This window comes from Myxococcus sp. AB025B (assembly GCF_006518215.1).
GTDB classification, from domain to species: domain Bacteria; phylum Myxococcota; class Myxococcia; order Myxococcales; family Myxococcaceae; genus Myxococcus; species Myxococcus fulvus.
Genome location: NZ_SRLW01000073.1, coordinates 1 through 24,972, shown reverse-complemented (window position 1 = coordinate 24,972; position 24,972 = coordinate 1). Strand labels below are relative to the sequence as shown.

Sequence of the window (24,972 nt, the reverse complement as noted above, 5' to 3'; positions counted from 1 at the left end):
GAGATGCAGAAGGGCTTCCTCCTTTCGAGTCCGTGATGCGAGGATTCCCAGGGCATCCAGTCCTGGGAGTCCCTCGGAATGACGGAGACGGTTGGCTTGCTGGGCTATGGGCGCTTCGGCCGCGCCCTCTCGGGACTGCTCGCGGACGCGGGCATCCCCCATCGTGTCCACGACCCGAAGCTCGATGAGGTCCCTCCCAAGCTCCAGGCGGGTTCCCTCGAGGACCTGGCCGCGCGCTCCACGGTGCTCGTGCTGGCGATGCCCGTTACCGCCATGCACGACGCGCTGACCTCGCTGCGCCCCTTGCTGTCCCCCACCCAGCTCGTCATCGACGTGGGCAGCGTGAAGGTGAGCCCCGTGCAGGCGCTTGCCACCGTGCTGGGACGCGACATCCCTTGGGTCGGGACGCATCCACTCTTCGGCCCCGCGAGCCTCGCGCGCGGGGATGCCCGGCGCACCGTGGTGTGTCCCAACTCGCTGCACCCCGAGGCCGCCCAGCGGGCCCGCGCGCTGTTCGAGCGGCTCGGCTGCGAAGTAACGGAGATGACTCCCGAGGCACACGACGCGCTGATGGCTCGCACGCATGTGCTCACGTTCTTCCTGGCGCACGGGCTCGTGAAGGCCGGAGTGGGGAAGGGCATTCCCTTTGCTCCGCCCAGCTTCCAGCCCGTGGCTCGACTGGAGGAGTACGCGCGCACCGAGGTGCCCCACCTCTTCAACGTCGTGCAGTCGGAGAACCCCTACGCCCGCGAGGCCCGCGCGGAGCTGCTCACGGCCCTCACCGAGCTCCACCAGGGCCTCGAGGCCTCCGCGAAGGCCGTGCGCAGCCCCACCGCGCCTCCCGCCCTGCTCGACGTGCGTCAGCGCATCGACCAGGTCGACCGGGAACTGGTCTCACTGCTCGCGCGCCGCGCCCGACTCGTCCAGGACGCGGCCCGCGTGAAGTCCGAACACGGGCTCCCATTCCCCGACGCCGAGCGGGAAGCCTCCATGCTCGACACCCGACGCGCGTGGGCGGAGCACGACGGCCTCCACACCGGCTCCATCGACGAGGTCTTCCACTTCGTGCTGCGACTGTGCCGCGACACCGTCACCAGGCCCGACGAGGAACCCTGACCCTCAGCGCTGCACGGTGAACGTGGGGTTCAACACCTTCATCGTCCCCTTCGTCACCCCGAACTGCTCGTGCACCGCAGCGCGGCGTACGGTCTCCGCCGGGGAGATGCGTCCCGCGAGCAGTTCCTGATACGCGCCCAGCACCCGCGTGGCCTCCTCGCGCGACTCACGCACGAACTCCACGCGGAATCGCCGCACCCCACGGGAAAGCAGTGACGGCACCAGCGACGCCGCGCTCTGCGCCTGCGCGTTGAACACCGTGTTCCGGCACCCCACGTCCACCACCACCGGATGCTCCAGGCCCTTGTGGTCGCGCAGCGACAGCCGGTGCTTCTCACACGGCCGTCCACAGCTCCGGTAGTCACGCCCGTGCGACAGCGTGTGCGAATACACGCAGTGCTCCGTGTGGAACGTCGAGATGTGGTGGTGCACCGTCACCGCGAAGCGCTCGGCGGGCAGGTGCTCCAGCATCGCCCCCAACTGCACCGCGTCCAAATCATGCGCGAACGTCAGCGTGTCCAACCCCAACCCCAACAGGTGCAGCGCCGTCACGGAGTTGGTCACGTTGAGCGAGAAGTCCCCGTGCAGCGCCGGCCGCGTCTCGCCCGGCGCGAACGGCCGCTCCAGGAAGTGCATCATCGCACCCCAGTGCCGCGCCAGCACCGCGTCCGGCTTGAGCTTCGCGATGCGCGCGTCGTAGCCCTCCTCGCCGGGCTTCTGCACCCGCACCGTCGCAATCGTCACCTTCAGCCCCGCCGCCTTCGCCCGCTCCACCGCGCGCTGGAGCCCCACCAGCTCCATCCAGTCCAGCTCCACCTCGGGCAGCCCCGCGGCAATCACCGCCTCCAACTGCTCGTCCGTCCGGCACAGCGGCAACAGCCGCGCGCCCTCGACGACCGACCGGGCGACGACCCGCGCTCGCGCCGAGCCCCGCACCTCGTCCAGCACGGACGACTCGCGCACCGTGCGCGGAAGGCCCCGGGACACCGACTCCGTCAGCTCCGTCACCAGCGAGCGCCGCAGCGCCTTGATTTCCGACACCGGCAGATGCAGCCCCGGCGCCAGCGCCGACACCTCCAGCTCCGCCAGATGGAACGGCGTCCCACCCAGCGCCGCCAGCTTGTCCTTCAGCAGCGCCGCGTCCAGTCCGCCCGCCCGGGCCTGCGCGAGCGGCGTTGTGCTCGACGCCGTGGCCACATGCCCACCGCGCGCCGTGCCCGTCACCACCAGCGGCGTCCCCGCCGAGCCCGACACCGTGAGCGTCAGCGGCACACGCCCCTCGGGCTCCCCCTGCGCGAGCAGCTCCTCCGTCTGCTTCACCAGCGCGGGATCACTCGTCACCCAGACGCGTTGCCCCACCGCGACGCGCGACATGTCCGGCCCGGGGTTGCCGAAGCCGAGCACCCACCCGTGTCCCTTGCGCTCCACGCGGAACAACGGCCCACCGGCCTCGTGCTTGTCCTCGGGATGCCCGTCGTCGAACACCACGCCCATGCCCGGACGCGGTGACAGCTCGGCGGCCACGGGCGCCTCCGTCTCCAGCGGAGACGACACCTTGCCCTGCGGCGCTCCAGCTCGCGTGTCCGCGCCCAGCCCGCCCGTCCACGGCCGCCCCTTCGGGTCCTCCACGACGCGCACGTCCCGGCCGTGCACCGACTCCACCACGCCCAGGAACGCACCGCGGTGCTTGGGGAAGCGCCCCTCCACCAGCGTCTGGTGGTCCGAGCCCGCGAAGAACCCGTGCGAGAAGCCCCGGCTGTACGACAGCGTCATGTCGGCCAAATCCCTGCGCAGCGCGCCCGTGTCGCCCTGTCCCGCGGCGACGCCATCCACCCAGCGCCGATAGCCCCGCACCGCCGTGGCCACGTACTGCGGCCCCTTCTGCCGACCTTCAATCTTCAGCGAGTGCACACCGACCTCGACCAGCTTCGGCACCGCCATGACGCCCGCGAGGTCCTTGGGGCTGAGCAGGTAGCGCACGTCGCCCAAATCCTTCGTCTCCCCATCCACCACCAGGTCGTACGGCAGCCGGCACGACTGCGCGCACTGTCCCCGGTTCGCCGAGCGTCCACCCCACGCCTCGCTGGTGAGGCACTGGCCGCTCCACGACATGCACAGCGCGCCGTGGATGAAGACCTCCAGCTCGATGTCCGTCTCCGACGCCAGCCGCGCAATCTCCGCCACCGACAGCTCGCGCGGCACCACCACGCGCGTGGCGCCCAGGCCTCGGGCGAAGCGCGCGCCCTCCGCGCTCGAAATCGTCATCTGCGTGGAGGCATGCACCTCCATCTGCGGACACACCGCGCGCGCCACCAGCGCCACCGCCGGGTCCTGCACGATGAGCGCGTCCACGCCCGCCGCGGCCACGCGCCGCAGGATGTCCTCCACCACCGGCAGCTCCGGCTCGAACACCAGCGTGTTCAACGTCAGATACGCCCGGGCGCCCGCGCGGTGAACCATCGCCAGCGTCTCCGGCAGGCGGGCGAGCGAGAAGTTCTCCGCTCGGGCGCGAGCGTTGAAGCCCTCGTCCAGGCCGAAATAGATGGCGTCCGCGCCGCTGGCCAGCGCGGCCTTCATGGAGTCGAGGTCACCAGCGGGAGCGAGGATTTCAGGACGACGGCGCATGTCGGGACCTCTAACACAGAGGGCATGCGCCCGCGTCCGTCCTCAATCGCTCGTGGACGCGGTGCGGCGGGTTCTGGTCAAGTCGCCGCCCGGTTGCTTCCACAGGAGACGAGTCATGGCGGATGGCGTTTTCAAGGACGGGCTGCTCGCGGGCAAGGTGGCCTTCATCTCGGGCGGCAGCAGCGGCATCAACCTCGGCATCGCCGAGGCCTTCGTGAAGGCTGGGGCCAAGGTGGCCATCAATGGCCGCAACGTGGAGAAGCTCGAGGGCGCGGTGAAGGGCCTGCAGGCCCACGGCACCGCGATGGGCGTGCCCGCGGACGTGCGTGACTACGCCTCCGTGGAGAAGGCGCTCCAGGCGGTGCGCGACGCGTACGGCGAGCTGGACATCCTCATCTGTGGCGCCGCCGGCAACTTCCCCGCGCCCGCGCTGGGCATGTCCTCCAACGGCTTCAAGGCCGTGATGGACATCGACGTGCTGGGCACCTTCAACCTGTGCCGCGCGGGCTTCGAGCACCTGCGCAAGCCCGGCGCCTGCGTCATCAACATCTCCGCGCCCCAGGCCTACCTGCCCATGGCCATGCAGGCCCACGTCTGCGCCGCCAAGGCGGGCGTGGACATGCTCACCCGCGTGCTGGCGCTCGAGTGGGGCGGCGCCGGTGTGCGCGTCAACGCCATCACGCCCGGCCCCATCGAGGACACCGAGGGCATGCGGCGCCTCGCCCCCAGCGAGGAGGGCACCCAGAAGCTCGCGCAGCTGCTGCCGCTGCAGCGCTTCGGCACCAAGGCGGACATCGCGCGCCTGGCGCTCTTCCTGTCGTCGGACGCCGCGTCCTACATCACCGGCTCCATCATGGTCTGTGACGGCGGCCAGTCCCTCCTGGGCGGCGCCGCGCTGATGGGCGCCCTGGGCATGTAGCCCCCCGCGGGTACGTCTTCCGGGGTAGGTCTGATAGAAGGCGACGCGAGCGGTACCTTCCCTGGGGGGGCCGCTCGCGTTCCGGAGAACCGCATGTCCGTCAGCCTTCGTCCGTCACCCCGGCTCCTCGGGTGGGTCCTGCTGTGCCTCGGCCTGTTGCTCGGTTGTGGCGAGGACTCACCGCCCCAGCAGTTCGCGCCCCCGCCGCTCCTGCCGGACGCCGTCGCCTCCACGGTCCTCCTGACGCCGTCGCGGCAGCTCGTCGCGAATGGTGAGGACCGGGGCGAAATCACCGTCGTCGTGAAGGACGAGGACGGCGCGCCCATGGCCGGCCGCACCGTGGCGGTGGCGGTGGCGGGCGAGGGCAACGTGGTGACGCAGCCGGGCCGGACGGATGCAGCGGGGGTGGCGGTCGGCTTCGTGGTCTCCACGCGCGGCGGCGTCAAGCGGGTGACGGCCTCCGTCGCGGCCGAGGGCGGCTCGGTGGTGCTCGTGTCCCAGCCCACCTTCACCTTCGTCTCACCGGTGGCCACGCGACTGGAGTTCTCCACGTCCGTGGTGGATGGCTCGGCGGGCGCTCGGCTTCCGACGCTGGAGGTTCGCTTCGTGGATGAGGACGGGCGGCTCGTCGCGGATGCCACGGCTCCCGTGACGCTGTCGCTCCCCGCCAATCCCGAGGGCGCGGCCCTGGAGGGGACACTCACCGTGACGCCGGTGAACGGCGTCGCGCGGTTCGACGACCTGCTGGTCCACAAGACGGTGGTGGGACGCAGGCTGGTGGCGAGCGCGCCGGGTGTGTCGGACGCCACCCTGGATTCGTTCAACGTGCTCCCGGGGGTGCCCGCATCCCTGGAGGTCGAGGGGCTGGAGGCCGTCGCCGTCGCGGGCACGCAGCGCTCCGCGCAGGTGACGGTGCGCGATGCCTCCGGCAACGTGGTCACGACCTACCGGGGCACGCTCGGGCTGCTCGCCACGGATGCCTCGGCCTCGCTGCCCCCGTCCCATGCCTTCACCCCACAGGACATGGGCCGCTTCACCTTCACCGGCATCACGCTGAACCGCGCGGGCAGCCACCAGCTCACCGTGCGCGACGTGGACGTGTCGATGCTCAGCACGCGGCGGACGGTGGGCGTGGTGGCCGGCGCCGCGTCGGTGCTCGCCATCACCCGCGCACCTCCCGCGGCCTCCGTGCGCGGCGAGCTGTCGCAAGTGACAGTGGAGCTCCACGATGTCCACGGCAACGTCGCGCTGGTGGGCGCGCCCCAGGTGACGCTGGCGCTGGAGGAGGGCATCCCGCTCGTGGGCGTCACCCAGTTGGCGCCGGTGGACGGCGTGGCCCGCTTCACCGGCCTGCGCGTGGACTCGGATGGCGACTACCACCTGCTCGCCACGGCGAGCGGGCTCACGCAGGCCCGGAGCCAGACGCTCTCCATCATCGATGACCTCCCGCCGGCGCAGCCCACGCTCGCGCTCGGGACGCCGGGCATCGACTCGGTGACGCTGACGTGGACCGCCGTCGGAGACGATGGCCTCCTGGGCCGGGCCACGGCGCAGTCGCTGCGCTACTCGATGTCGCCCATCGTCACCGCCGCGGACTTCGACGGGGCCACGCCCGTGGGTGGTGTGGGGGCTCCCGCGGAGCCTGGAACCGCCGAGTCCGCGACCATCGGGGACCTGACGCCGCAGCAGACCTACCACGCGGCGCTGCGCGTGACGGACAACCGGGGCAACACCTCGCTCTCCAACAGCCTGGCCTTCCAGACGCAGAGCAACGACGTGACGCAGGTGGCCTTCACCCCGCAGCCCGTGTCGGGCACCGCGGGGCAGCCGCTGGCGGAGGTGGTCGTCTCCCTCCTGAATCCGCAGGGCGACGTCGTCACCGCGTCCACGCTGCCCGTCACGCTGTCGCTCGTCGGTGGCGCGGACTTCGAGCCGGTGCAGGTCTCCGCGGTCGCCGGCGTGGCGCGCTTCACGAACCTGGTCCTCGAGGAGGCTGGCACGTACCGCTTCGTCGCCACCGTGAACGGGCTGACCGTGCAGAGCGAGGAGTTCGACATCGACGCGGCCGCGCCCGCCGAGCTGGTGCTCACGGGGCTCGCCTCCACCGTCACCGCGGGAGACGAGTCCACGGTGACGGTGACGGTGGTGGACGCGTTCGGCAACCCCGTGCGGAGCTTCACGGGCGCGGTGGCGCTCACCTCCACGGACCCGGACGCGGTGCTCCCCGCGAGCCACACCTTCACGACACAGGACGAGGGCGTGCACAGCTTCGGCAGTCCGGTGGTGCTGGTCACCACGGGCCCGCAGCGCGTGACGGCCACGGGCCCCTCGCAGCTCACCGGCTCGGTCGAGGCGCAGGTCACAAGCGGGGTACCCCACCACTTGACGCTCGAGGGGCTCCCCGCCGAGGTGGAGGCGGGCTCCGAGCACGTGCTCACCCTCCGCGTGAGGGATGCGTTCGACAACGTCGTCACCGACTACATGGGCATCGTGGAGCTCGAGTCGAGTGATGCCCAGGCCGAGTTCCCCTTGACGCTCGACTTCGCGGCCCCGAACGCGGGGCAGCTCACCTTCACCGCGGCCCTGAAGAGCACGGGCACGCACACCCTCACCGTGGCGGAGGCGGGGGGCGGCCTGTCCGTCGAGGTCCAGGCGGAGGTGACGCCGGGGCCGGCGGTGTCGATGCTCCTGTCGGTCGCGACACCGATGCCCACGGTAGGTCAGCCGGTCGACGTCACGGTGACGCTCCAGGATGCGTATGCGAACCCGGCCTCGGGCTACCGGGGCACCGTGGAGGTGCGAGTGGCCCAGGACCCGGGGGCCACCCTCCCGGCCCCCTTCACCTTCACCGAGGCCAGCGCGGGCGTGCACGTCTTCAGCGTGACGTTCTCCGAGTCGGACACCATGACCGTCCTGGCCGAGGACACCGAGGACCCGGCGCTGACCGCGTCCCAGGAGGTGAACGTGCTGGACGCCCCGCCGTCTCCGGCGCTGCCGGTCCGGACGCCCCCTCGTCGGTAGTCCAGCCGACAGCCGGGGTGGGCCCACGTGCCCTCCCGGGGTGGGGTGGGGTCGGCCCACTGTCGGCCAGCGTGCCGTCCGGCCGTGAAAGGCTGCTGCTCGTGAGCGGCGGGCGGATTACCTTTGCCCCGCATCCTTCCGTCGCTCCTCGGAAGAACGCGAGGAGCGTGGGTGAAACCCGTCAGCACGCTCAGGAGAGCAGCCCGTGTCTGAAACGCCCGTCACCGACGCTGTCCGCCTCATCACCTGTCCGCCCGCCGAGTTCCGGCGCTCCGGAGAGGCCGCCATGGAGGCCACGCGCGCCGGCATCGCCCGCCTCAAGGGCCTCAAGGCCCCCTACGACGTGGTCCAGGTGCTGGAGCTCTACGACGAGGCCATGGCCTCGCTCGACGACGCGGCGGCCCGCGCGAGCGTCGCCCGGCACTCGCACCCGGAGGCCGCCATGCGCGACGCCGCCGAGGCCGCGGAGCAGGAGCTGGAGACGCTCGCCACCGACATCCGCATGGACCGGGGCGTCTATGACGTCCTCGCCTCGCTGGACGTGTCCGGCCAGGACGCGCAGACGCGCAAGTGGGTGGAGAAGGTGCTGCGCGACTTCCGCCGCTCCGGCGTGGACCGCGACGACGCCACCCGCGCGCGCGTGAAGGCGCTCAACGACGAGCTGGTGAAGATTGGCCAGGAGTTCAGCCGCAACATGCTCCAGGACACGCGCACCGTGTCCCTGCCGCCCGCGGCGCTGGACGGCCTGCCGGAGGACTACGTCCGCGCGCATCCGCCGGGCGCCGACGGACAGGTGGTCATCACCACCGACTACCCGGACATCATCCCGTTCATGACGTACTCGCGCGACGCCAAGGCCCGCGAGCAGATGTGGCGCGCCTTCCGGCTGCGCGGCCACCCGAGCAACACCGACGTGCTCGAGCGCATGGTGGCCCGCCGCCACGAGCTGGCGACGCTCCTGGGCTTCCGCAACTGGGCGGCCTTCGCGACCGAGGACAAGATGATTCGCGACGAGCAGGCCGCCGCGGACTTCATCGAGCGGATTTCCCAGGCGTCCGGCGCGCGGATGCAGCGGGACTACGCGCTGCTGCTCGAGCGCAAGCGCCGCGACGTGCCGGACGCGGCGCGCGTGGACCCGTGGGACCAGGCCTACCTGGAGGACCGCATCAAGGCGGAGCAGTACGCGTTCGACTCGCAGGCGGTGCGTCCGTACTTCGAGTACTCGCGCGTGAAGCAGGGCATGTTGGATTTGACGGCGAAGATGTTCGGCGTCACCTACCGGCGCATCACCGACGCCACGGTGTGGCACCCGGACGTGGAGGCGTACGACGTGCTGGAGGACGGCGCCGTCAAGGGGCGCTTCTACCTGGACATGCACCCGCGCGCGGACAAGTACAAGCACGCGGCCCAGTTCACCCTCACCAGCGGCAAGGCCGGACGCCGGCTGCCCGAGGGCGTGCTGATGTGCAACTTCCCCAAGCCCGGTGCCGAGCCCGCGCTGCTCCAGCACGACGACGTGGAGACGTTCCTCCACGAGTTCGGCCACCTGTTGCACCACATCTTCGGCGGCCACACGCGCTGGGCCGGCGTGTCGGGCGTGCGCACGGAGTGGGACTTCGTGGAGGCGCCGTCGCAGATGCTCGAGGAGTGGGCGCGCGACGCGCCGAGCCTGCAGACCTTCGCGAAGCACTATCAGACGGGAGAGCCGCTGCCCGCGGAGCTGGTGACGCGGATGCGCCGCGCGGAGGAGTTCGGCAAGGGCCTGTGGGTGCGCCAGCAGATGTTCTACGCGGCGCTCAGCCTGGAAATCTATCGGCGGGAGCCGAAGGGCCTGGACGCCACGGCGCTCGTGCGCGAGCTGCAGGGCAAGTACACGCCGTTCCCCTACGTGGAGGGGACGTACTTCCACCTGTCCTTCGGGCACCTGGAGGGGTACTCGTCGAACTACTACACGTATATGTGGTCGCTGGTCATCGCGAAGGACCTCTTCACGGTGTTCCAGAAGCAGGGCCTGCTGTCTCCGGAGCCCGCGAAGGCCTACCGCCGCGCGGTGCTGGAGCCGGGTGGCTCCGACGACGCGGCCCGGCTGGTCCACGCCTTCCTGGGCCGCGACTACGACTACGCCGCCTACGAGGCCTGGCTGAACAAGGCCGCGTGAGCGTGACGCCGGGCTGACGGGTGGGGTGCTCCGCTGATGGGGCACCCCATTCTCGTTTCCGAGCACGCACCCCTCGCCAGAGCTTCGTTTGACGCATTGCGCTCGATAATGATAATGAGTCGCACAATCAAATAGTGCGACTTCACGCCCAGGCTGGTATGTGGGGCCGCGCTTCCCGAGCGACCTCTTGCGTTCGCATGCGAGCGCACCGGCTGGATGAAACCGTGAGCACTTCTGACAAGCGTTCGTTCCTTCCCTTTGCGATTCTCGGTGTCGTCGCCTTGCTGGCCGTCATCGGCGTGGTGGTGAAGCTCCAGCAGCCCTCGGCGGAGGTCGTCACGGCGCCGGCGGTGGAGCCCGCGTCCGGCGCGAAGGCGGCCACCGTCACCGTCCAGCACGCGCGAGGGGAGTCGGTGGTCCCCTTGAATCCTCGTCGGGTGGTGGTGTTCGACCTGGCGGCCCTGGACATCCTCCAGGCGCTGGGCGTGGACGCGGTGGTGGGCGTGGCGGGGGACCAGTTCCCGCTGCACCTGGCCCCGTTCGCGGACGCGAAGTACCCGCGCATCGGCACGCTGTTCGAGCCGAACTACGAGGCCATCAACGCCGCGCGCCCGGAGCTCATCATCACCGGCGGCCGCTCCAGCGCGAAGTACGACAGCCTGTCGCGCATCGCCCCCACGGTGGACGTGCCCATGGGCGGCGCGCGCTACATCGACACCGTGGTCGCCAACACCGAGCTGCTCGCGCGCATCTTCGGCAAGGAGGAGAAGGCGCGCGAGCTGGTGGATGGCCTGCGCCAGTCGCTCGCGAAGCTGAAGGAGACGACGGCCAGCCGGGGCAAGGGCCTGGTGGTGCTCGTCACCGGTGGCCGCATCAGCGCCTATGGGCCGGGCTCGCGTTTCGGCGTGGTGCACGAGGACTTCGGCGTGCCCGTGGCCGCGGACGGGCTCAAGGCGTCGCTGCACGGCGAGGCCATCGGCTCGGAGTTCATCCGCGAGAAGAACCCGGACTGGCTCTTCGTCATCGACCGCGACGCGAGCATGGGGCAGCAGGGCGGGGCGAAGCAGGTGCTCGACAACGAGCTGGTGCGCCAGACGACGGCCTGGACGAAGGGGCAGGTCGTCTACCTGGACCCGCTCAACGCGTACCTCATCGGCGGTGGCATCCAGGCGGTGGGCCTGCTGCGAGACCAGGTGGCCCAGGCGTACGCCACGCCCGCTCCCTGATGCGCCTCTTCGTCGCCGGCCTCGTCATCCTCCTCCTGGCGCTGGGCAGCCTGCTCATCGGCGTCGGTGACGTGTCGTGGCATGCGCTCGTCACGCCGAGCCCCGATGAACAGGCGCTCCAGCTGCTGGTCATCAGCCGCATCCCCCGGCTGCTGGCGGTGATGCTGGTGGGCACGTCGCTGGGCGTGGCGGGGCTGCTGTTGCAGATGCTCGTGCGCAACCGCTTCGTGGAGCCCTCCACCGCCGGCTCCGCCGAGTCCGCCAGCCTGGGGTTGATGGTCGCCGCCGTCCTGGCGCCCCAGCTCCCCGTGGTGGGCAAGATGCTGGTGGCGGCCCTGTTCGCGATGGGGGGCACCGCGCTGTTTCTGCTCATCCTGCGACGCATTCCGCTGCGCTCGGTGCTCATCGTCCCGCTGGTGGGGCTGGTGCTGGGCAGCGTCTTCGACTCCGTCACGACCTTCTATGCGTACCGGCTGGACCTGCTCCAGTCGGTCAACGCGTGGAAGACGGGGGACTTCTCCACCATCCTGCGCGGGCGCTACGAGCTGCTCTGGCTGACCTTGGGGCTGACGTGCTGCGCGTATGTCGCGGCGGACCGCTTCACCGTCGCGGGCATGGGCGAGTCGTTCACCACCAACCTGGGGATGAACTACACGCGCATCATGGGGCTGGGGCTGCTCATCGTCTCGCTCGTCACCGCCATGGTGGTCGTCACGGTGGGCATGGTGCCGTTCCTGGGCCTGCTGGTCCCCAACCTGGTCAGCCTGTTCACGGGGGACAATGCGCGGAAGGCGATTCCCTGGGTGGCGGTGGGAGGCGCGGGCTTCGTGCTCCTGTGCGACATCCTCGGCCGGGTGGTGCGCTTCCCGTATGAAATCCCGGGGGCCACCATCGCCGGGGTGCTGGGCAGCGTGCTCTTCCTCTCCGTGCTGTTGAGGAGGGACGCCCGTGTCGGTTGAGAGCCTGATGGTGGAGCGGCGCCCGGAGCGCACGCTGTTCATCCTGGGTGGGGTGATGGTGGGCGTGGCCGTGCTGTTCCTGCTCTTTGGCGCGAGCGGCCAGTGGGACTTCGTGCTGCCCTTTCGCGGGCGCAAGCTGGCGACGGCGCTGCTGGTGGGCTACGCCATCGCGGTCTCCACGGTGCTGTTCCAGACGGTGTCGGGCAACCGGGTGCTGACGCCCGCCATCCTCGGGTTCGACAACCTCTACGTCTTCATCCAGACGTGCCTGCTCTACTTCCTGGGCTCCGGCAAGGCGTCGAGCCTGGACCCGAGGCTGCGGTTCGGCGTGGAGGTCCTCATCATGGTGGCCTTCTCGGCCGTCCTGTTCTGGGGGCTCTTCGGTGGGGGAGGGCGCAGCCTGCACCTGGTGCTGCTGACGGGCGTGGTGCTGGGCGTGCTCTTCCGCAGCCTCGCGTCCTTCCTGCAGCGGCTCATCGACCCCAACGAGTTCATCTTCCTGCAGGACCGCTTCTTCGCGAGCTTCAACAACCCGGACCAGGAGCTGCTCGTCGTCGCCTTCGCGCTGACGCTGGTGGTGTCCGTGGTGGGCTTGCGGATGCTCAAGACGTTCGACGTGCTGGTGCTGGGGCGGGAGACGGCCATCAACCTGGGCGTGGACCACCAGCGCACGGCGGCCATCATCCTGGTGCTGGTGGCCATCCTGGTGTCGGTGTCGAGCGCGCTGGTGGGGCCCGTCACGTTCTTCGGCCTGCTGGTCTCCAACCTGGCCCACACGCTGGTGCGCACGTACCGTCACGCGCTGGTGCTGCCCGCCGCGGCGCTCATCGCGGGGGTGTGTCTGGTCGCGGGGCAGTTCGTCCTGGAGCAGGTCTTCCAGTTCAACACCAGCCCCCGCGTCATCATCGACTTCGTGGGCGGGCTGGTGTTCATCGGGATGTTGATGAGGAGGGCGCCGGTATGATCGAGGCCAGGAACGTCACCAAGCGCTACGGCGGCTCGCTCGTGGTCGACGACGTGACGCTGACGCTGCCCGTGGGCGGAATCACCTCCATCATCGGGCCGAACGGCGCGGGCAAGTCCACGCTGCTGTCGATGATCAGCCGGGTGATGCCGATGTCCTCGGGCGTGGTGCTGGTGGATGGATTGGATGTGCGCACCACGCCGGGGGACGTGCTCGCCCGGAAGCTGGCCATCCTGCGCCAGGACAACCACCTGACGTCGCGGCTCACGGTGCGGGAGCTGGTGACGTTCGGCCGCTATCCACACTCGAAGGGGCGGCCCACGGTGGTGGACCGCGAGCACGTGGAGCGGGCCATCCAGCACATGGGCCTGGAGACGCTCTCCGAGCGGTTCCTGGACGAGCTGTCCGGAGGCCAGCGCCAGCGTGCCTTCGTGGCCATGGTGTTGTGCCAGGACACGGACCACGTGCTGCTGGACGAGCCGCTCAACGGCCTGGACCTGAAGCACTCGGTGGCGATGATGAAGCAGCTGCGCACCGCGGTGGACTCGCTGAAGAAGAGCATCGTCATGGTGCTGCACGACTTGAACTTCGCGTCCTGCTACTCGGACCACCTCATCGCCATGCGCGACGGCAAGGTGGCCTTCCAGGGACGCCCCCAGGACATCATGCGGCCCGACATCCTGCGGGCCGTGTACGACCTGGACATCTCCATCCAGTGCATCGACGGCGACTGGATTGCCACGCACTACCGCTGATGCCCAGCTCCGTGATGGAAGCATGACGGAGGCGTGAGGACGGGCGGATGCTCCACGTCCCCGCGTGGGCGCACACTTCCTTCATCTCGTGCGGAGGGCGTGCCATGCGTGAGGAGTCCAGTCGTCATTCCAGGGTGCGAATCGGAACGCTGTTGCTCGGGCTGCTGCTCGCCCTGAGCGGGACCCGCGCGGAGGCCTATCCCATCGCCCCGATGACGCTCTGGGAGCTGACGCTGGAGGCGGAGCTCATCGTGTGGGCGGAGGTCGAGGCGGTGACGACGCGGGCCTTCAAGGACTACGACGAGTACAAGCTCAGTGGCTTCGAAGAGGGCGTCGCGCGACTGCGGGTGCGGGAGGTCTGGAAGGGCACCGCCCATCCTGATGAGCGGGTGGAGGTGGCCTACTTGCCTTTCACCAGTTGCCCCGCGCCCCCGCGTTATGAGCAGGGCCTGCTCGTCGTCGCGTTCCTGACGCGCTGGAACGGCACGTGGTCGACCGTGGGGTTGTCGTACGGGACGCGCTACCCGACGAACAACGATGAGGCCCAGGCCTACCGGCGCGTCGTGGAGCTCGCGGTGAAGGCCCAGAAGCAGGCGAGCCCCCGCGTCCCGTATCGCGAGGACGAGCAGGCGCTGGCCTCGGCGCCCGTGGACTGGGAGGTGCTCGCGGCGAGCCACCCGGCGACACGCTGGGACGGCCTGTTCCGGCTGGTGCCCACGGGCGACGTGGTGCGGGACTTCTATGTCGGCGGAGTCGACAAGTCCGTGCGGCTGTCCCCGGAGCAGCGCGAGGCGCTGGCGCGAGGTTTCGTGACGCATCCGCCCCTGGACCGCTCGCTGCCGATGTTGCTGTTGCCCCTGCGCGGCCATGCGAGCGCGGAGGTGGATGCCGCGGCGGCACGGGCCCTGGAGACGGTGCTGCTGGACTCCGGGCCGTCACGGTGGGCGCTGCTTGCCTTCGACCTGCTCCGGGAGCGACACGGAGAGACCCTCGTGCCGCGCGTCATGCCGGAGAGCGAGGACCCCATCACCCGCGCCTGGGAGTCCGCGCAGCCGGGTGGGGTGGGGGCCCGGTCGAAGGCCGTGTCGTCGCTCCCGGAGGAGTGGCGACGCTTCAAGCAGCGACGCCGCCTGTCTCCCAGGCTGCTGCCCCTGCCCGTCGAGCCCCCCGTGGCGGGCGTCGGTGGCGAGACTCCGCTTTGACCCTCAGTTGCGTCCCCACCGACGAGGGCGCTCGAAGCGGAAGAAGCCGCTGGCCTCCTCCTGGCCGATGCTTTCCGCCTCGGCGCCGAAGTAGCGCGCGCGGATTTCGACGAGGCGCGCCTCCAGCTCCTCGCCGGAGAGCTCCTTCGCGAGCGCCTGACGCTCGGCCATGTACCGCAGGCCCGCGTCCCACCGCGCATCACGACTCTGGTCCAGCGTGTCCCAGCGCTTCAACGCCTCTTCGTCCAATCCCAGCTCCCGACGGATGGCGCGCAGGTTGCGCGAGCGCTCCTCCGCGGACATGGCGCCCAAATCGGTCTGCACCGAGGACACGTCGAGGAAGCGGTTCATCAGCTCCTGCTGGTGCCGCTCGAGCACGGCCCCGAGCTGCTCCCCGTGCACCTCCTGGAGCCGCTGCTTGAAGGTGGAGAGCTTCTCCTCCACGCTCTTGCCCTGGAGCGAGTCGAGCGAGCGCAGCGTGTCGCCGATGGCCTGGTTCTTCAGCTCCGCCGCCCAGATGCGGTCCGCCACGTCCTTGCCAAACAGCCGGTTGCGCGCGTCGCGGATGGCCGCCCGTCGCTCCTGCTCGCTCAGGCCCTTGAGGTAGTGGTCATTGTCGCGGACCCACTTCTCGTAGTCCTCGCGGTTGCGTAGCATCACCGCCAGCGCGTCGTAGTGCTCCGGGAAGTGGGCCTTCAGGAAGGCCAGCAGCTCCTCCCGCCAGCGGTCCGGATGGCGCTGCTGGAAGAAGCGCATCAGGTCCTCGATGAGGCGTATCTGCGCGTGCGGCTCGCTCAGGTTCTTCCCGTAGCGCTGCTTGAGCGACGCGGCCAACTCCTCCAGCTCCGTGTCCGTGGGCTCCGGCACCGGAGTGGGGGATGGCCGCGCGACGCTCGTCGCCACGGAGGGCGCCGCGCCGCCCGGCACCGTGGGTGCCACGCCCGCGACGGATACACCCGGCGGCTGCACGGGCGTCACCTCCGGCGCGTCCTCCCGCAGGAGCGTCACCCCGAGCCCCGCGAGGAGCAGCACCCCCGCGCCCACCAGCAAGACCTTCAAGCTCCGTCGCATGGCCATGTCTCCGGCAAGGGCGTGGGGGACCGGGAGGCCCAGCGGTGCGGCCTCCCGGTGTGCGGCGCGTCAGTCGACCTTGGCGATGTAGTCGATGATGGCCGCGTAGAACTCCATCTCGCTGAACGTGTCGGGGCCGATGCCGATGACGTCCACGTGGTCCTGGTTGATGACGCTGGACATGGAGGTCTGCTGCAGCGAGCTGGGGGCGTTGATGTTGCTGACGTAGCCCAGCGCCGAGTCCTGCGCGACCAGGTCCGCGCCGAAGCGCTCCGTGTAGCGCAGGCGGTAGCCCATCTGCTGCGAGTTGATGCCGACCAGGCCGTCGTCATCCTGCTCGTTGCGGATGCCGTCACCCCTGCCCGCGGCGCCGTCGTTGTCGCAGTCGTCCGCGCACGCGCCGTCCCCGTCGATGTCGAAGAAGAACTGACGCACCAGCCACAGCGCCGGGTTGACGCTCAGGCCGCTCTGCGCCGTCACCAGCGAGGCGTAGTGCGCCGCGTACGACGCGTTGATGGGGTTGGCCACGTTGAAGGCCTTGGCGCCCGTCGTCTTGCCGTCGTTCGCGTCCGCGTCGTTGTAGATGAGCGCCTTGACCGCCGCGTAGCCGTCATTGCCCGGCCCGTAGACGACGTCGCCGTAGATGCGGAACAGCGCGTCCAGCACGCTGGTGATGCCGGGGCCCAGGTCCAGGATGTACTTCGCCACCGGCGAGCCGCGGTGCGGCGAGGACACGCTCACCAGCGCCTTCACCACCGTGTAGCCCTTGCGCTCGCGCAGCACCTTCGCCGCCTTGCGCGCGTCGATGCCGCCCTGCGAGTGCCCCACCAGATTCACGTACGCCGAGCCCGAGGAGGCCAGGTAGCCCTCCACGTCGTTGGCCAAATCCAGCCCGCGCACGTCGGAGCTCTGCAGCGGCTGCACCGCGGCGGCGAACGCCTTCTGCTTGCTGTTCAGGTCCCCGTTGCAGCTCACCTCCAGGAACTCGTCGCACGGGTCGCCCACGAACACGCCGTAGTCGTCACCCCAGTAGTCGTACCCGAGGATGTCGTCGAACCCGCCCAACCCGTGCGCGAACACCACGGGGTACGTCGTCTTCTCCGCGGCGAGGGCGGGTGCGGCCACGCCCAGTACACCCACGGCCAGGACTGACAGGAACAGCGGCGGCTGTTGCTTCATGGGGACTCCTTGCTGGTGAGGATTGCCTGCTGCAACCGATGCACGTCGGACCCGGAACCGGGACGCCAGCCTTCGGACACTGCGAAGGCCCCCACCGGTACGGCCCAGACCTTCCCCACGACCAGGCGAGTCCCGAACTCCGGGCGTATCAGTGCACCAGGGTTGATTCGCGAGTCAATACATCGCGCCGCGTCAGCCCCGCCGGACGAGACGGACGTTCTGTGGTGCACTGCGTTGTCTGTGATTGCGCGGCGCGTCGGCGTGGTGCGTTGACTTCTGTCGCGCCGTGTCGACGCCGGAGCCGTCCCGCTCACCCCTCCCAGGATGGAGGGGGAGCGCGGGGCCCCGTCCCGTCACTCGAGCGACGGGGCTGGGCGGACACCCGTGACTACGGCTCGACGGGGGTCTGCTGGATGCGCCAGATCTCCTCCGCGTACTGCTTGATGGTGCGGTCGGAGGAGAAGATGCCGGCGCGGGCGACGTTGATGATGCACTTGCGCGCCCAGGTGTCCGCGTCCTGGTAGGCGCGCACCACCTCGTCCTGCTTGGCCGCGTAGGACGCGAAGTCCGCCAGCACCAGGTAGCGGTCCTCCTCCAGGAGGCTGTCCACCAGGGGCTTGTAGAGGCCGCGGTCCTCCGGGGAGAAGAAGCCGGTGGAGATGAGGTCCAGCGCCTCGCGCAGCTCCAGGTTCTTCTCGTACTCGTCGCGCGGCCGGTAGCCGGCGCGCTTCCTGGCGATGACCTCGTCCGCGGTGAGGCCGAAGAGGAAGAAGTTCTCGTCGCCCACCGCCTCGCGAATCTCCACGTTGGCGCCGTCCAGCGTGCCCAGCGTCAGCGCGCCGTTGAGCATCAGCTTCATGTTGCCCGTGCCGGACGCCTCCATGCCCGCCGTCGAAATCTGCTCGGACACGTCCGCGGCCGGGATGATGCGCTCGGCCAGGCTCACCCGGTAGTTGGGCGCGAAGACGACCTGCAGCCCCGTCGTGCCCGCGTCGCTGTTGACCACCTCGGCGATGCCGTTGATGAGCCGGATGGTCAGCTTGGCCAGGTGGTAGCCCGGCGCCGCCTTGGCGCCGAAGAGGAACGCGCGCGGGTGGATGATGGTGCCCGGGTCCCTGCGCGCCCGCATCCACAGCGCGACGATGTGCACCGCGTCCAGCAGCTGGCGCTTGTACTCGTGCAGGCGCTTGATCTGCACGTCGAAGATGGCCTCCGGGTTGAGCCGCACCGAGCGGAGGTCCTGGATGTGCCTGGACAGGTCCTCCTTGTTGGCGCGCTTCACCTCGCGGAACGCCTTGCGGAACGCGGGGTCCTCCGCGTGCGGCTCCAGCTCGCGCAGCTTGTCCAGATTGGTGGCCCAGCCCTCGCCGATGCGGGACGTAATCAGCTTGGACAGCCGCGGGTTGCACCACGCCAGCCACCGGCGCGGCGTCACGCCGTTGGTCTTGTTGTTGAAGCGCTCCGGGTACATCGCCGCGAAGTCCGGCAGCACGTCCCGGCGCAACAGGTCCGTGTGCAGCGCCGCCACGCCGTTGATGCTGTGGCTGCCCACCACCGCCAGGTGTGCCATGCGAATCTTCTTCTCCGGCCCCTCCTCCACCAGGCTCATCCGCCGCAGCTTCTCCTGGTCATAGGGGTAGCGGATCTGCACCTGGCGCAGGAAGCGCTGGTTGATTTCGTAGATGAGTTCCAGGTGGCGCGGCAGCAGCCGCTCGAACAGCGTCGCCGGCCACTTCTCCATCGCCTCCGCCAGCAGCGTGTGGTTGGTGTAGCCGAACACCGCCTGGGTAATCGACCAGGCCTCCTCCCAGCCCAGCCGCTTCTCGTCCACCAGCACGCGCATCAGCTCCGCCACGCCGATGGCCGGGTGCGTGTCGTTGAGCTGGATGGCCGCCTTCTTCGGGAAGTCCCTGAAGTCGGTGTGGTTCTTCAGGTAGCGCCGGACGATGTCCGCGATGGAGCACGCGACGAAGAAGTACTGCTGCTTGAGCCGCAGCTCCTTGCCCGCCTGGAACGCGTCGTTGGGGTAGAGGACCTTGGAGATGACCTCCGAGTCGTTCTTCTCCACCACGGAGCGCTCGTAGTCGCCCGCGTTGAAGAGCAAGAGGTCGAACTCCTCGGACGCCCGCGCCTGCCACAGCCGCAGCGTGTTCACCGTGTCGTTGTGGTAGCCCGCGATGGGCGTGTCGTACGGCACGCCAATCACCGTCTTGCCGCCCACCCAGCGCGCCACCGGCTTGCCGTCCGGACCCTGGTGGTGCTCCACGCGCCCGAAGAAGCGCACCGGCACCGCCTTCTCCGGCCGCACGATTTCCCACGGGTTGCCGAACTTCAGCCACTCGTCGGCGCGCTCCACCTGGTAGCCGTCCACGATGTCCTGCGTGAAGATGCCGAACTCGTAGCGGATGCCGTACCCCATGCCGGGGTAGCCGAGCGTCGCCAGCGAGTCCAGGAAGCACGCCGCCAGCCGCCCCAGGCCGCCGTTGCCCAGGCCCGCGTCCGGCTCCATCTCCAGCAGGTTGGTGAGGTCCACCCCCACCTCCCGCATGGCCTCGGCGGCCGCGTCGTGCATGCCCAGGTTCAGCAGGTTGTTGCCCAGCGCCCGACCCAGCAGGTACTCCGCGGACAGGTAGTAGGCGCGCTTGGCGTCCTTCTCGTAGTACGTGCGGGCCGTGCGCACCCAGCGGTCCGCCAGCCTGTCACGCACCGCCAGCGACAGCGCCATGAAGCGGTCATGCGCGGTGGACGTCTCGTAGTTCTTCCCGCGCGAGTAGCGCACGTGGTCCAGGAACGAGCGGCGCATGGACGAAGCGTCGCGCCCGGTGCGGCCCCCATCGTCCGCCGTGGACGTGGACGGGGCGGTGGGGCGCTGCGAGGAGGAAGAGGCGGGAGAGGCCATGTCGCGAGAGGTCTCCATCCGAGGTGTGTCGTCGAGTGGGATGCAACGAACGCAGAGGGCGGTCAGGGTAGCGCAGCCGGAAGGCCCGGCACATGCGGAAAGCGCGGAGCCAGGGAGGGGGAGGATGCTCCCTGGCAAGGACCTGGGACGTCCAGGGACGATGTGACACGCGCGCCCATCCGCTCGCTTTCCCACACGGCCCTCGTGGAAGGGCCGCCCTCCGGGGCGCCGTTTGATGTAGAAATCAACGCTCATGGCCTTCCCGAAGAATGACTTGGACCAGCGCCTGGCGCTGGTGCGGCCGGAAGACACGGTCCGCGGCCTCATCTTCAACGCGGTGTTGATGCTCGCCGAGCGGCAACTGGGGCCGGACTCCGCCGCGCGCCTGCGCGAGCCGCTCTTCAAGCGCTCACCGGTGGACTTCTTCTCCTATTCCGCCGTGGACGCCATCCGGTTGCTGTACGCCACGTCGGAGGCGCTGGAGCGGGCGGGGCGCTACCCCACGCAGGAGGACGCGGTGCGCGCGTGCGGCGCCGCCGCCGTCACCGGGTTCTTCTCCTCCACGGTGGGCCAGACGCTCACGCGGCTGATCGGCAAGGGGGACCCCAAGCGCCTGTTGTCCAACGCGCCCACGGCCTACTCCACCCTGGTCAGCTACGGACGCCGGGAATACACCGTGGTGAACGAGCGGCACGTGCGCCTGTCGTTCCAGGGCGACATGCAGCCGGTGCAGTTCCACGAGGGCGTGCTGCAGGAGGCCCTCAAGGCCATCCAGTGCAACGGCCGCGTCGTGGGCACGCCCCACGGCTACTTCGCGGCGGACTACGACATCACCTGGGAGTCGTAGCCCGCCGGTACCGTGTCAGGGCGCGGCCGGGGCCTGCCCCGCGACGGCGGCCACGGAGACGGCCTCCATCTGCGAGGCCAGCTCCTGCGCCTTGGCGAGGAAGTCCGGGAGCAGCTGCTTGGGCAGCGGGTCCGCGCGGGGGAACTGCTGGTTGAGCGGGTTGGTGTAGCTGCCGCCGCGCTTCATGCCGAAGTGCAGGTGCGGCCCGGTGGAGCGGCCGGTGTTGCCCGAGTAGGCGATGACCTGCTTCTGGCTGACGCGGGCCCCCACGCGCACGCCCTCGCCCAGCTTGGACAGGTGCATGTACTGGGTCTCGAAGCCGTTGGCGTGGCGCAGCACCACCATGTTGCCCGCGGCGCCGGCCCACCCGGCCTGCGTCACGGTGCCGTCCGCCACCGCCCACACCGGCGTGCCGATGGGCGTGCCGTAGTCCACGCCGTTGTGGTTCTTCAGGTACTGGAGCACCGGGTGGAAGCGCGAGCCGAACTTGCTGGTGACGTGCGCGTACTTCAGCGGGCTCTTGAGGAAGGTCTTCTTCGCGCTGGCGCCGTCCTCCTGGAAGTAGTTGGGCTGGCCGTCCGGCAGCACGTACCGGTAGACCTTCTTGGGGCCGACCAGGCCCCCCTGGTACTGCGCGGCGAGCACCTCGCCGTAGCGCAGCACGCGGCCCTTGGAGACGAACTTCTCCACCAGCGCCTTCGCCGTGTCGCCCTTGCGCACGTCGCGGTAGAAGTCGATGTCCCAGGCGAACACGTCCGCCAGCACCATGCCGATGGCCGGGTCCTCGCCCGAGTCCACCGCCGCCTCGTAGAGCGACGTCTGGATTTCGAGCGACACCACCGACACCTGCTTCTCCACCTCAATCGCGCGCTTGCTGCCGACGAACTTCTCGCCGTCGCGGCGCACCTGCCACTCGTCCACGAGGCTCTGGCGGTAGTCGAAGAAGTCCAGCTCCCCGTCGCGCAGGACGATGCGGAACTGGTCCCCCACGCGGGAGCGGCGGAAGTCGAACACGCCCTCGAGCGCGGAGATGACGGCCGTCACCTGCGCGTCCGGCAACTGCGCCTCGTGCAGCGCGCCCGCCAGCGTCTGGCGCGGTTCGATGCGGCGGTTCTTGATTTCATACCGGACGGCGGCCTCCGAGGAGGTCACCGCCAGCAGGGCGGCCAGGGCACAGAGGGGGGAGAATCGCATGGGGCGGGCGCGAGTGTAGTGGACACCCCCGCCCCTGCCCAATCGACGGCTCGGGAAATCCCGCGCTCGCCCGCTCGGCTGCTTCGGGAAGCGGGGCCTCAGGCCGGCCGTCGGCGACGGGCCGCGAGGAGCATCAGCGCACCCACGAGGCCCAGGGGCGCGCCGCCTTCCGTCGAGGCGCAGCTGTGCATCCCGGGGCGCTGGGGCGGCTCGAAGGGGGTGCCTCCATCCGGCTCCTCACCCGCGTCGGGTGGGGGAGGTCCGGCATCTGGCGTGCCCGCGTCCGGGGTGCCCGCGTCCGGGTCCGTCGGCTTGGGCCTCACGGTGATGGTCACCCTGTCCGTGGCGGCGACATCGGCCACGCGGACGGTCAGCTCGAAGTCGAGCTGGAGCTCCTGCTCCGGTCCCACGTCCGGGGCGGTGAAGCTGGGGGCCGCCGTGTCCGCGTCGCGCAGCGCCACGGTGGCGCCGCCCACCTGCCGCCAGGAGAACGCGAGCGGCACCGAGCCCCGGTCCGAGCTGCCCGAGCCATCGAGTGTCACCGTGGCGCCGGCAAGCACGCGCTGGTCCACGCCCGCCTCGGCGAGCGGACGGCAGGGGGCGGTGGACTCCGCGACGCGCTCGAGGAAGGGGGGCGTGGCCGTGCCCTGGACGGTGATGTTGTCGACCTCCCAGCCGTGGGCCCGGAAGACGAGGGCCGAGGCCGCGCGGAAGCGCAGCTTCACCGTCTTGCCCTGCAGCGCCGTGCCGAAGTCCAGCGTGACGCGCTCCCGCTGCGGCCAGCGCGGGTTCCTCGCGGCGTAGGCGGGACGGCCACCCAGCTTGTTCCCGGTCCGGGTGTCGAGCGTGCCGGTGTAGCCCGGCGTCACCCAGGCAGTGATGTCCTTCCAGTCGTCCGGCTGGTTCGCCACCACCTCGGTGAGCTCGATGACGCCTCCGTTCCAGTAGTCGAAGGTGTTCGGCCCCGGGTTGTGCCGGAAGTCGAACCCATGCCGATGGTCGAACGACAGGACGAACGTGTTCCCCGAGGGGATGCTCAGCACGGGCGTCTCCAGCGCCGTGTCGGAGGACGCGTAGACGTCCGGCGCGAACCAGACCTGGTCCCGGGCGTCGAGCGGTGACGGGACGACGCGCCAGCGCTGCTCCGCGGTGCCGCCCAGCACGGTGGAGGTCCACGTCGTGCGCAGGCCCTCGACCTTGTCCGTCATGGCGGGCGCCAGGTCATAGTGGAGCAGCACGGCGTGGGCCTGCTCGACGCTTCGCTGACACGCCTCGCTGCTCTCCAGGGTGACGCGGTAATTGGCGCTTCGCGCCGACGACAGCGACGCGGCGAGCGCGATGGGGACCTCGACCACGCCCGTGCCGAAGGCCGCGACCTCCGCCACGGTGAAGGAGTCCCCCCGGGGGAACGTCAGCAGCGCGTCGTCGCTGACCACCCGCACCGTCGCGCGCCGCGCGGGGAGGGGCCCGTGGTTCTGGACCTCCACGCGAACGAGCCCCTCTTCCGAGGCGTCGAGCACGCCGTCCGCGTCGCACGAGCGCCGCCCGTCCACGATGCGCACGGCCGCCAACCGGAGGTCCGAGTGGGCCTCGCCGTCCTCCACCACCGCGTTGTGCTCGGTGGAGTCCCGGGGCGGGGAGACGGCGCACGTGCCAGCGCCCCGTCGCGCGAAGGCCCGGGCCATCGCCTCCAGGTCGTCCCGCCGCTCACGGGCCCGGGCCGCCAGCAGCAGCGCGTCCCGCTGCTCGGTGAAGGTGGCGTCCGCGGGCGCGAGCTGCAGCGCGTCCACGACGTAGTCCGCCATGCGACGCCGGGTCTCCGCGAAGGGGCGGGCGTTCTTGCGCCCCTCGTCGAGCAGCGCCTGGTAGGCCTCGAAGAGCAGGGTGGCCCAGACCTCGCCCGCGTTGTGCATCTGCGCGTTCTCCAGGCCGTTGTCGCGCAGGTAGTCCTGGTCGGGCAGGCCCGCGTCGTTGGCGATGTGGCGCAGCCTCATCCCGTTGAGGTCGAGGTTCGTGGAGTAGGGCGTGCGACGCACCCCGAAGTACGTGCTGTGGCCGAAGGCCTGCGCCGCATGGGCGCCCACCGCGTACGTGCCCTGGGGCGCGTCCGTCTCCCGCACCATCATGAGCAGGGCCAGGAAGTCGCTCCAGCCCTCGCCCATGGCCCGACACTGCGGCTCCGCGCAGAGCGTCAGGCGGCGGGACAGGATGTGCCCCCACTCGTGGGCGACGATGGTGTTGTCCAGCGAGGCGTCGCGCAGGGGCACGGGCGCGCGCGTCATGGCGCCGGTCAGCGAGCCGCGCGACAGCAGCTCCTTGAGCGCCAGGCCGTCCTCGAGCGTGATGGAGAGCGTGGCCAGGCCCGTGGTGAGCGTCGCGTCCACGTCGAACATCTCCGGAGGCGGCTCGCCGGGGACATGGTTGATGACGACCAGCCCGGCGGCCCCCGCGTTCTCCGCGTTCACCGCCTTGAGCTCGTAGATGCAGCCGCCCCGGTCCGCCAGGACGATGGCCCCGGTGACGTCGTTCTGGAGCGGCTCGCACGCGTCGCTGCCCGCGCCCGTGCCGTCCTCCGCCAGGGCCAGCGGATGCTGGGACTGCTGGATGCGCTGCGGGCCGAACTCGGCCTTGCCCGTGACGTAGCGTGTACCGCCCACGGTGAACGCGCGCGCCTCCTCCGTGTCCCAGAGCGAGAACTCCAGCCGGGGCGACAGCCCGTCCCGGGGCACGTACGCGCTGGCCAGGTTTCGCGCCTGCGCGTCCGGGCCCAGGTTCTGCGCCTCGGCCAGCACGGGGTCCCCCCCCAGCCCTCCCGGAGCGTGACTCTCGTCCTGCGC

16 protein-coding genes are annotated in these 24,972 nt (G+C 70.3%); 10 read left to right on the top strand and 6 right to left on the bottom strand.

Going from position 1 to position 24,972, the window contains the following annotated elements; genetic code table 11:
• Positions 1–78: 78 nt before the first annotated feature.
• A complete protein-coding gene (locus FL311_RS14745; protein WP_141325782.1) occupies positions 79–1,116 on the top strand; it encodes a prephenate dehydrogenase/arogenate dehydrogenase family protein in 1,038 nt (345 codons plus the stop codon).
• A 3-nt stretch (positions 1,117–1,119) separates the two neighbouring features.
• Here the strand turns inward: FL311_RS14745 and FL311_RS14740 are convergent, their stop codons facing one another.
• Positions 1,120–3,741: a U32 family peptidase gene (locus FL311_RS14740; protein ID WP_141325781.1), complete on the bottom strand. Its 2,622-nt coding sequence runs from the start codon at positions 3,739–3,741 to the stop codon at positions 1,120–1,122.
• Between the two features lie 115 nt (positions 3,742–3,856).
• On the opposite strand from FL311_RS14740, the gene FL311_RS14735 reads away from it, so the two are divergent.
• The 8 genes from FL311_RS14735 to FL311_RS14700 all read left to right on the top strand — a co-directional run bounded on the left by FL311_RS14735 (position 3,857) and on the right by FL311_RS14700 (position 14,945).
• Entirely contained in the window at positions 3,857–4,660 is an 804-nt protein-coding gene (locus FL311_RS14735; protein ID WP_141325780.1) for an SDR family oxidoreductase, read from the top strand.
• 93 nt (positions 4,661–4,753) lie between these two features.
• Positions 4,754–7,681, top strand: a complete 2,928-nt coding sequence (locus FL311_RS14730; RefSeq protein WP_141325779.1) for an Ig-like domain-containing protein — start codon at positions 4,754–4,756, stop codon at positions 7,679–7,681.
• Between the two features lie 205 nt (positions 7,682–7,886).
• Positions 7,887–9,839 (top strand): M3 family metallopeptidase, encoded by a 1,953-nt coding sequence (locus FL311_RS14725; protein ID WP_141325778.1) that lies wholly within the window; start codon positions 7,887–7,889, stop codon positions 9,837–9,839.
• A gap of 224 nt (positions 9,840–10,063) precedes the next feature.
• The gene (locus FL311_RS14720; protein WP_141325777.1) at positions 10,064–11,065 is read left to right on the top strand and encodes a siderophore ABC transporter substrate-binding protein; all 1,002 of its coding nucleotides are present in this window, start codon (positions 10,064–10,066) and stop codon (positions 11,063–11,065) included.
• Complete coding sequence (locus FL311_RS14715; protein ID WP_141325776.1) at positions 11,065–12,024, top strand: ABC transporter permease; 960 nt, start codon at positions 11,065–11,067, stop codon at positions 12,022–12,024. Before FL311_RS14720 ends, FL311_RS14715 begins: the two co-directional genes overlap by 1 nt.
• Complete coding sequence (locus tag FL311_RS14710) at positions 12,014–12,988, top strand: iron chelate uptake ABC transporter family permease subunit (protein WP_228556876.1); 975 nt, start codon at positions 12,014–12,016, stop codon at positions 12,986–12,988. The genes FL311_RS14715 and FL311_RS14710 overlap by 11 nt, the downstream gene beginning before the upstream one ends.
• On the top strand, positions 12,985–13,743 hold the full coding sequence (locus FL311_RS14705) for an ABC transporter ATP-binding protein (RefSeq protein ID WP_141325775.1): 759 nt from the start codon (positions 12,985–12,987) through the stop codon (positions 13,741–13,743). The genes FL311_RS14710 and FL311_RS14705 overlap by 4 nt, the downstream gene beginning before the upstream one ends.
• 134 nt (positions 13,744–13,877) lie before the next feature.
• A complete protein-coding gene (locus FL311_RS14700; protein ID WP_141325774.1) occupies positions 13,878–14,945 on the top strand; it encodes a hypothetical protein in 1,068 nt (355 codons plus the stop codon).
• 3 nt (positions 14,946–14,948) lie between these two features.
• Here the strand turns inward: FL311_RS14700 and FL311_RS14695 are convergent, their stop codons facing one another.
• From FL311_RS14695 to FL311_RS14685, 3 genes are all read right to left on the bottom strand, one after another.
• Positions 14,949–16,016: a hypothetical protein gene (locus FL311_RS14695; protein WP_141325773.1), complete on the bottom strand. Its 1,068-nt coding sequence runs from the start codon at positions 16,014–16,016 to the stop codon at positions 14,949–14,951.
• A 69-nt stretch (positions 16,017–16,085) separates the two neighbouring features.
• Entirely contained in the window at positions 16,086–17,195 is a 1,110-nt protein-coding gene (locus FL311_RS14690; protein WP_141325772.1) for a triacylglycerol lipase, read from the bottom strand.
• A gap of 388 nt (positions 17,196–17,583) precedes the next feature.
• On the bottom strand, positions 17,584–20,094 hold the full coding sequence (locus tag FL311_RS14685; RefSeq protein ID WP_141325771.1) for a glycogen/starch/alpha-glucan phosphorylase: 2,511 nt from the start codon (positions 20,092–20,094) through the stop codon (positions 17,584–17,586).
• A gap of 253 nt (positions 20,095–20,347) precedes the next feature.
• On the opposite strand from FL311_RS14685, the gene FL311_RS14680 reads away from it, so the two are divergent.
• On the top strand, positions 20,348–20,941 hold the full coding sequence (locus FL311_RS14680) for a DUF2378 family protein (RefSeq protein ID WP_141325770.1): 594 nt from the start codon (positions 20,348–20,350) through the stop codon (positions 20,939–20,941).
• Between the two features lie 15 nt (positions 20,942–20,956).
• Here FL311_RS14680 and FL311_RS14675 read toward each other — a convergent pair whose 3' ends face one another.
• Positions 20,957–22,135 (bottom strand): M23 family metallopeptidase, encoded by a 1,179-nt coding sequence (locus FL311_RS14675; protein WP_141325769.1) that lies wholly within the window; start codon positions 22,133–22,135, stop codon positions 20,957–20,959.
• 98 nt (positions 22,136–22,233) lie between these two features.
• On the bottom strand, positions 22,234–24,972 hold a 2,739-nt coding region (locus FL311_RS46115), incomplete at its 5' end, for a M36 family metallopeptidase (RefSeq protein ID WP_141325768.1).

Bases quoted from the DNA above. Each gene is read 5' to 3' on its own strand.
- FL311_RS14675 (WP_141325769.1), bottom strand. From the start codon at position 22,135: ATGCGATTCTCCCCCCTCTGTGCCCTGGCCGCCCTGCTGGCGGTGACC.
- FL311_RS14735 (WP_141325780.1), top strand. From the start codon at position 3,857: ATGGCGGATGGCGTTTTCAAGGACGGGCTGCTCGCGGGCAAGGTGGCC.
- FL311_RS14695 (WP_141325773.1), bottom strand. From the start codon at position 16,016: ATGCGACGGAGCTTGAAGGTCTTGCTGGTGGGCGCGGGGGTGCTGCTC.
- FL311_RS14715 (WP_141325776.1), top strand. From the start codon at position 11,065: ATGCGCCTCTTCGTCGCCGGCCTCGTCATCCTCCTCCTGGCGCTGGGC.
- FL311_RS14680 (WP_141325770.1), top strand. From the start codon at position 20,348: ATGGCCTTCCCGAAGAATGACTTGGACCAGCGCCTGGCGCTGGTGCGG.
- FL311_RS14690 (WP_141325772.1), bottom strand. From the start codon at position 17,195: ATGAAGCAACAGCCGCCGCTGTTCCTGTCAGTCCTGGCCGTGGGTGTA.
- FL311_RS14740 (WP_141325781.1), bottom strand. From the start codon at position 3,741: ATGCGCCGTCGTCCTGAAATCCTCGCTCCCGCTGGTGACCTCGACTCC.
- FL311_RS14745 (WP_141325782.1), top strand. From the start codon at position 79: ATGACGGAGACGGTTGGCTTGCTGGGCTATGGGCGCTTCGGCCGCGCC.
- FL311_RS14685 (WP_141325771.1), bottom strand. From the start codon at position 20,094: ATGGCCTCTCCCGCCTCTTCCTCCTCGCAGCGCCCCACCGCCCCGTCC.
- FL311_RS14705 (WP_141325775.1), top strand. From the start codon at position 12,985: ATGATCGAGGCCAGGAACGTCACCAAGCGCTACGGCGGCTCGCTCGTG.
- FL311_RS14730 (WP_141325779.1), top strand. From the start codon at position 4,754: ATGTCCGTCAGCCTTCGTCCGTCACCCCGGCTCCTCGGGTGGGTCCTG.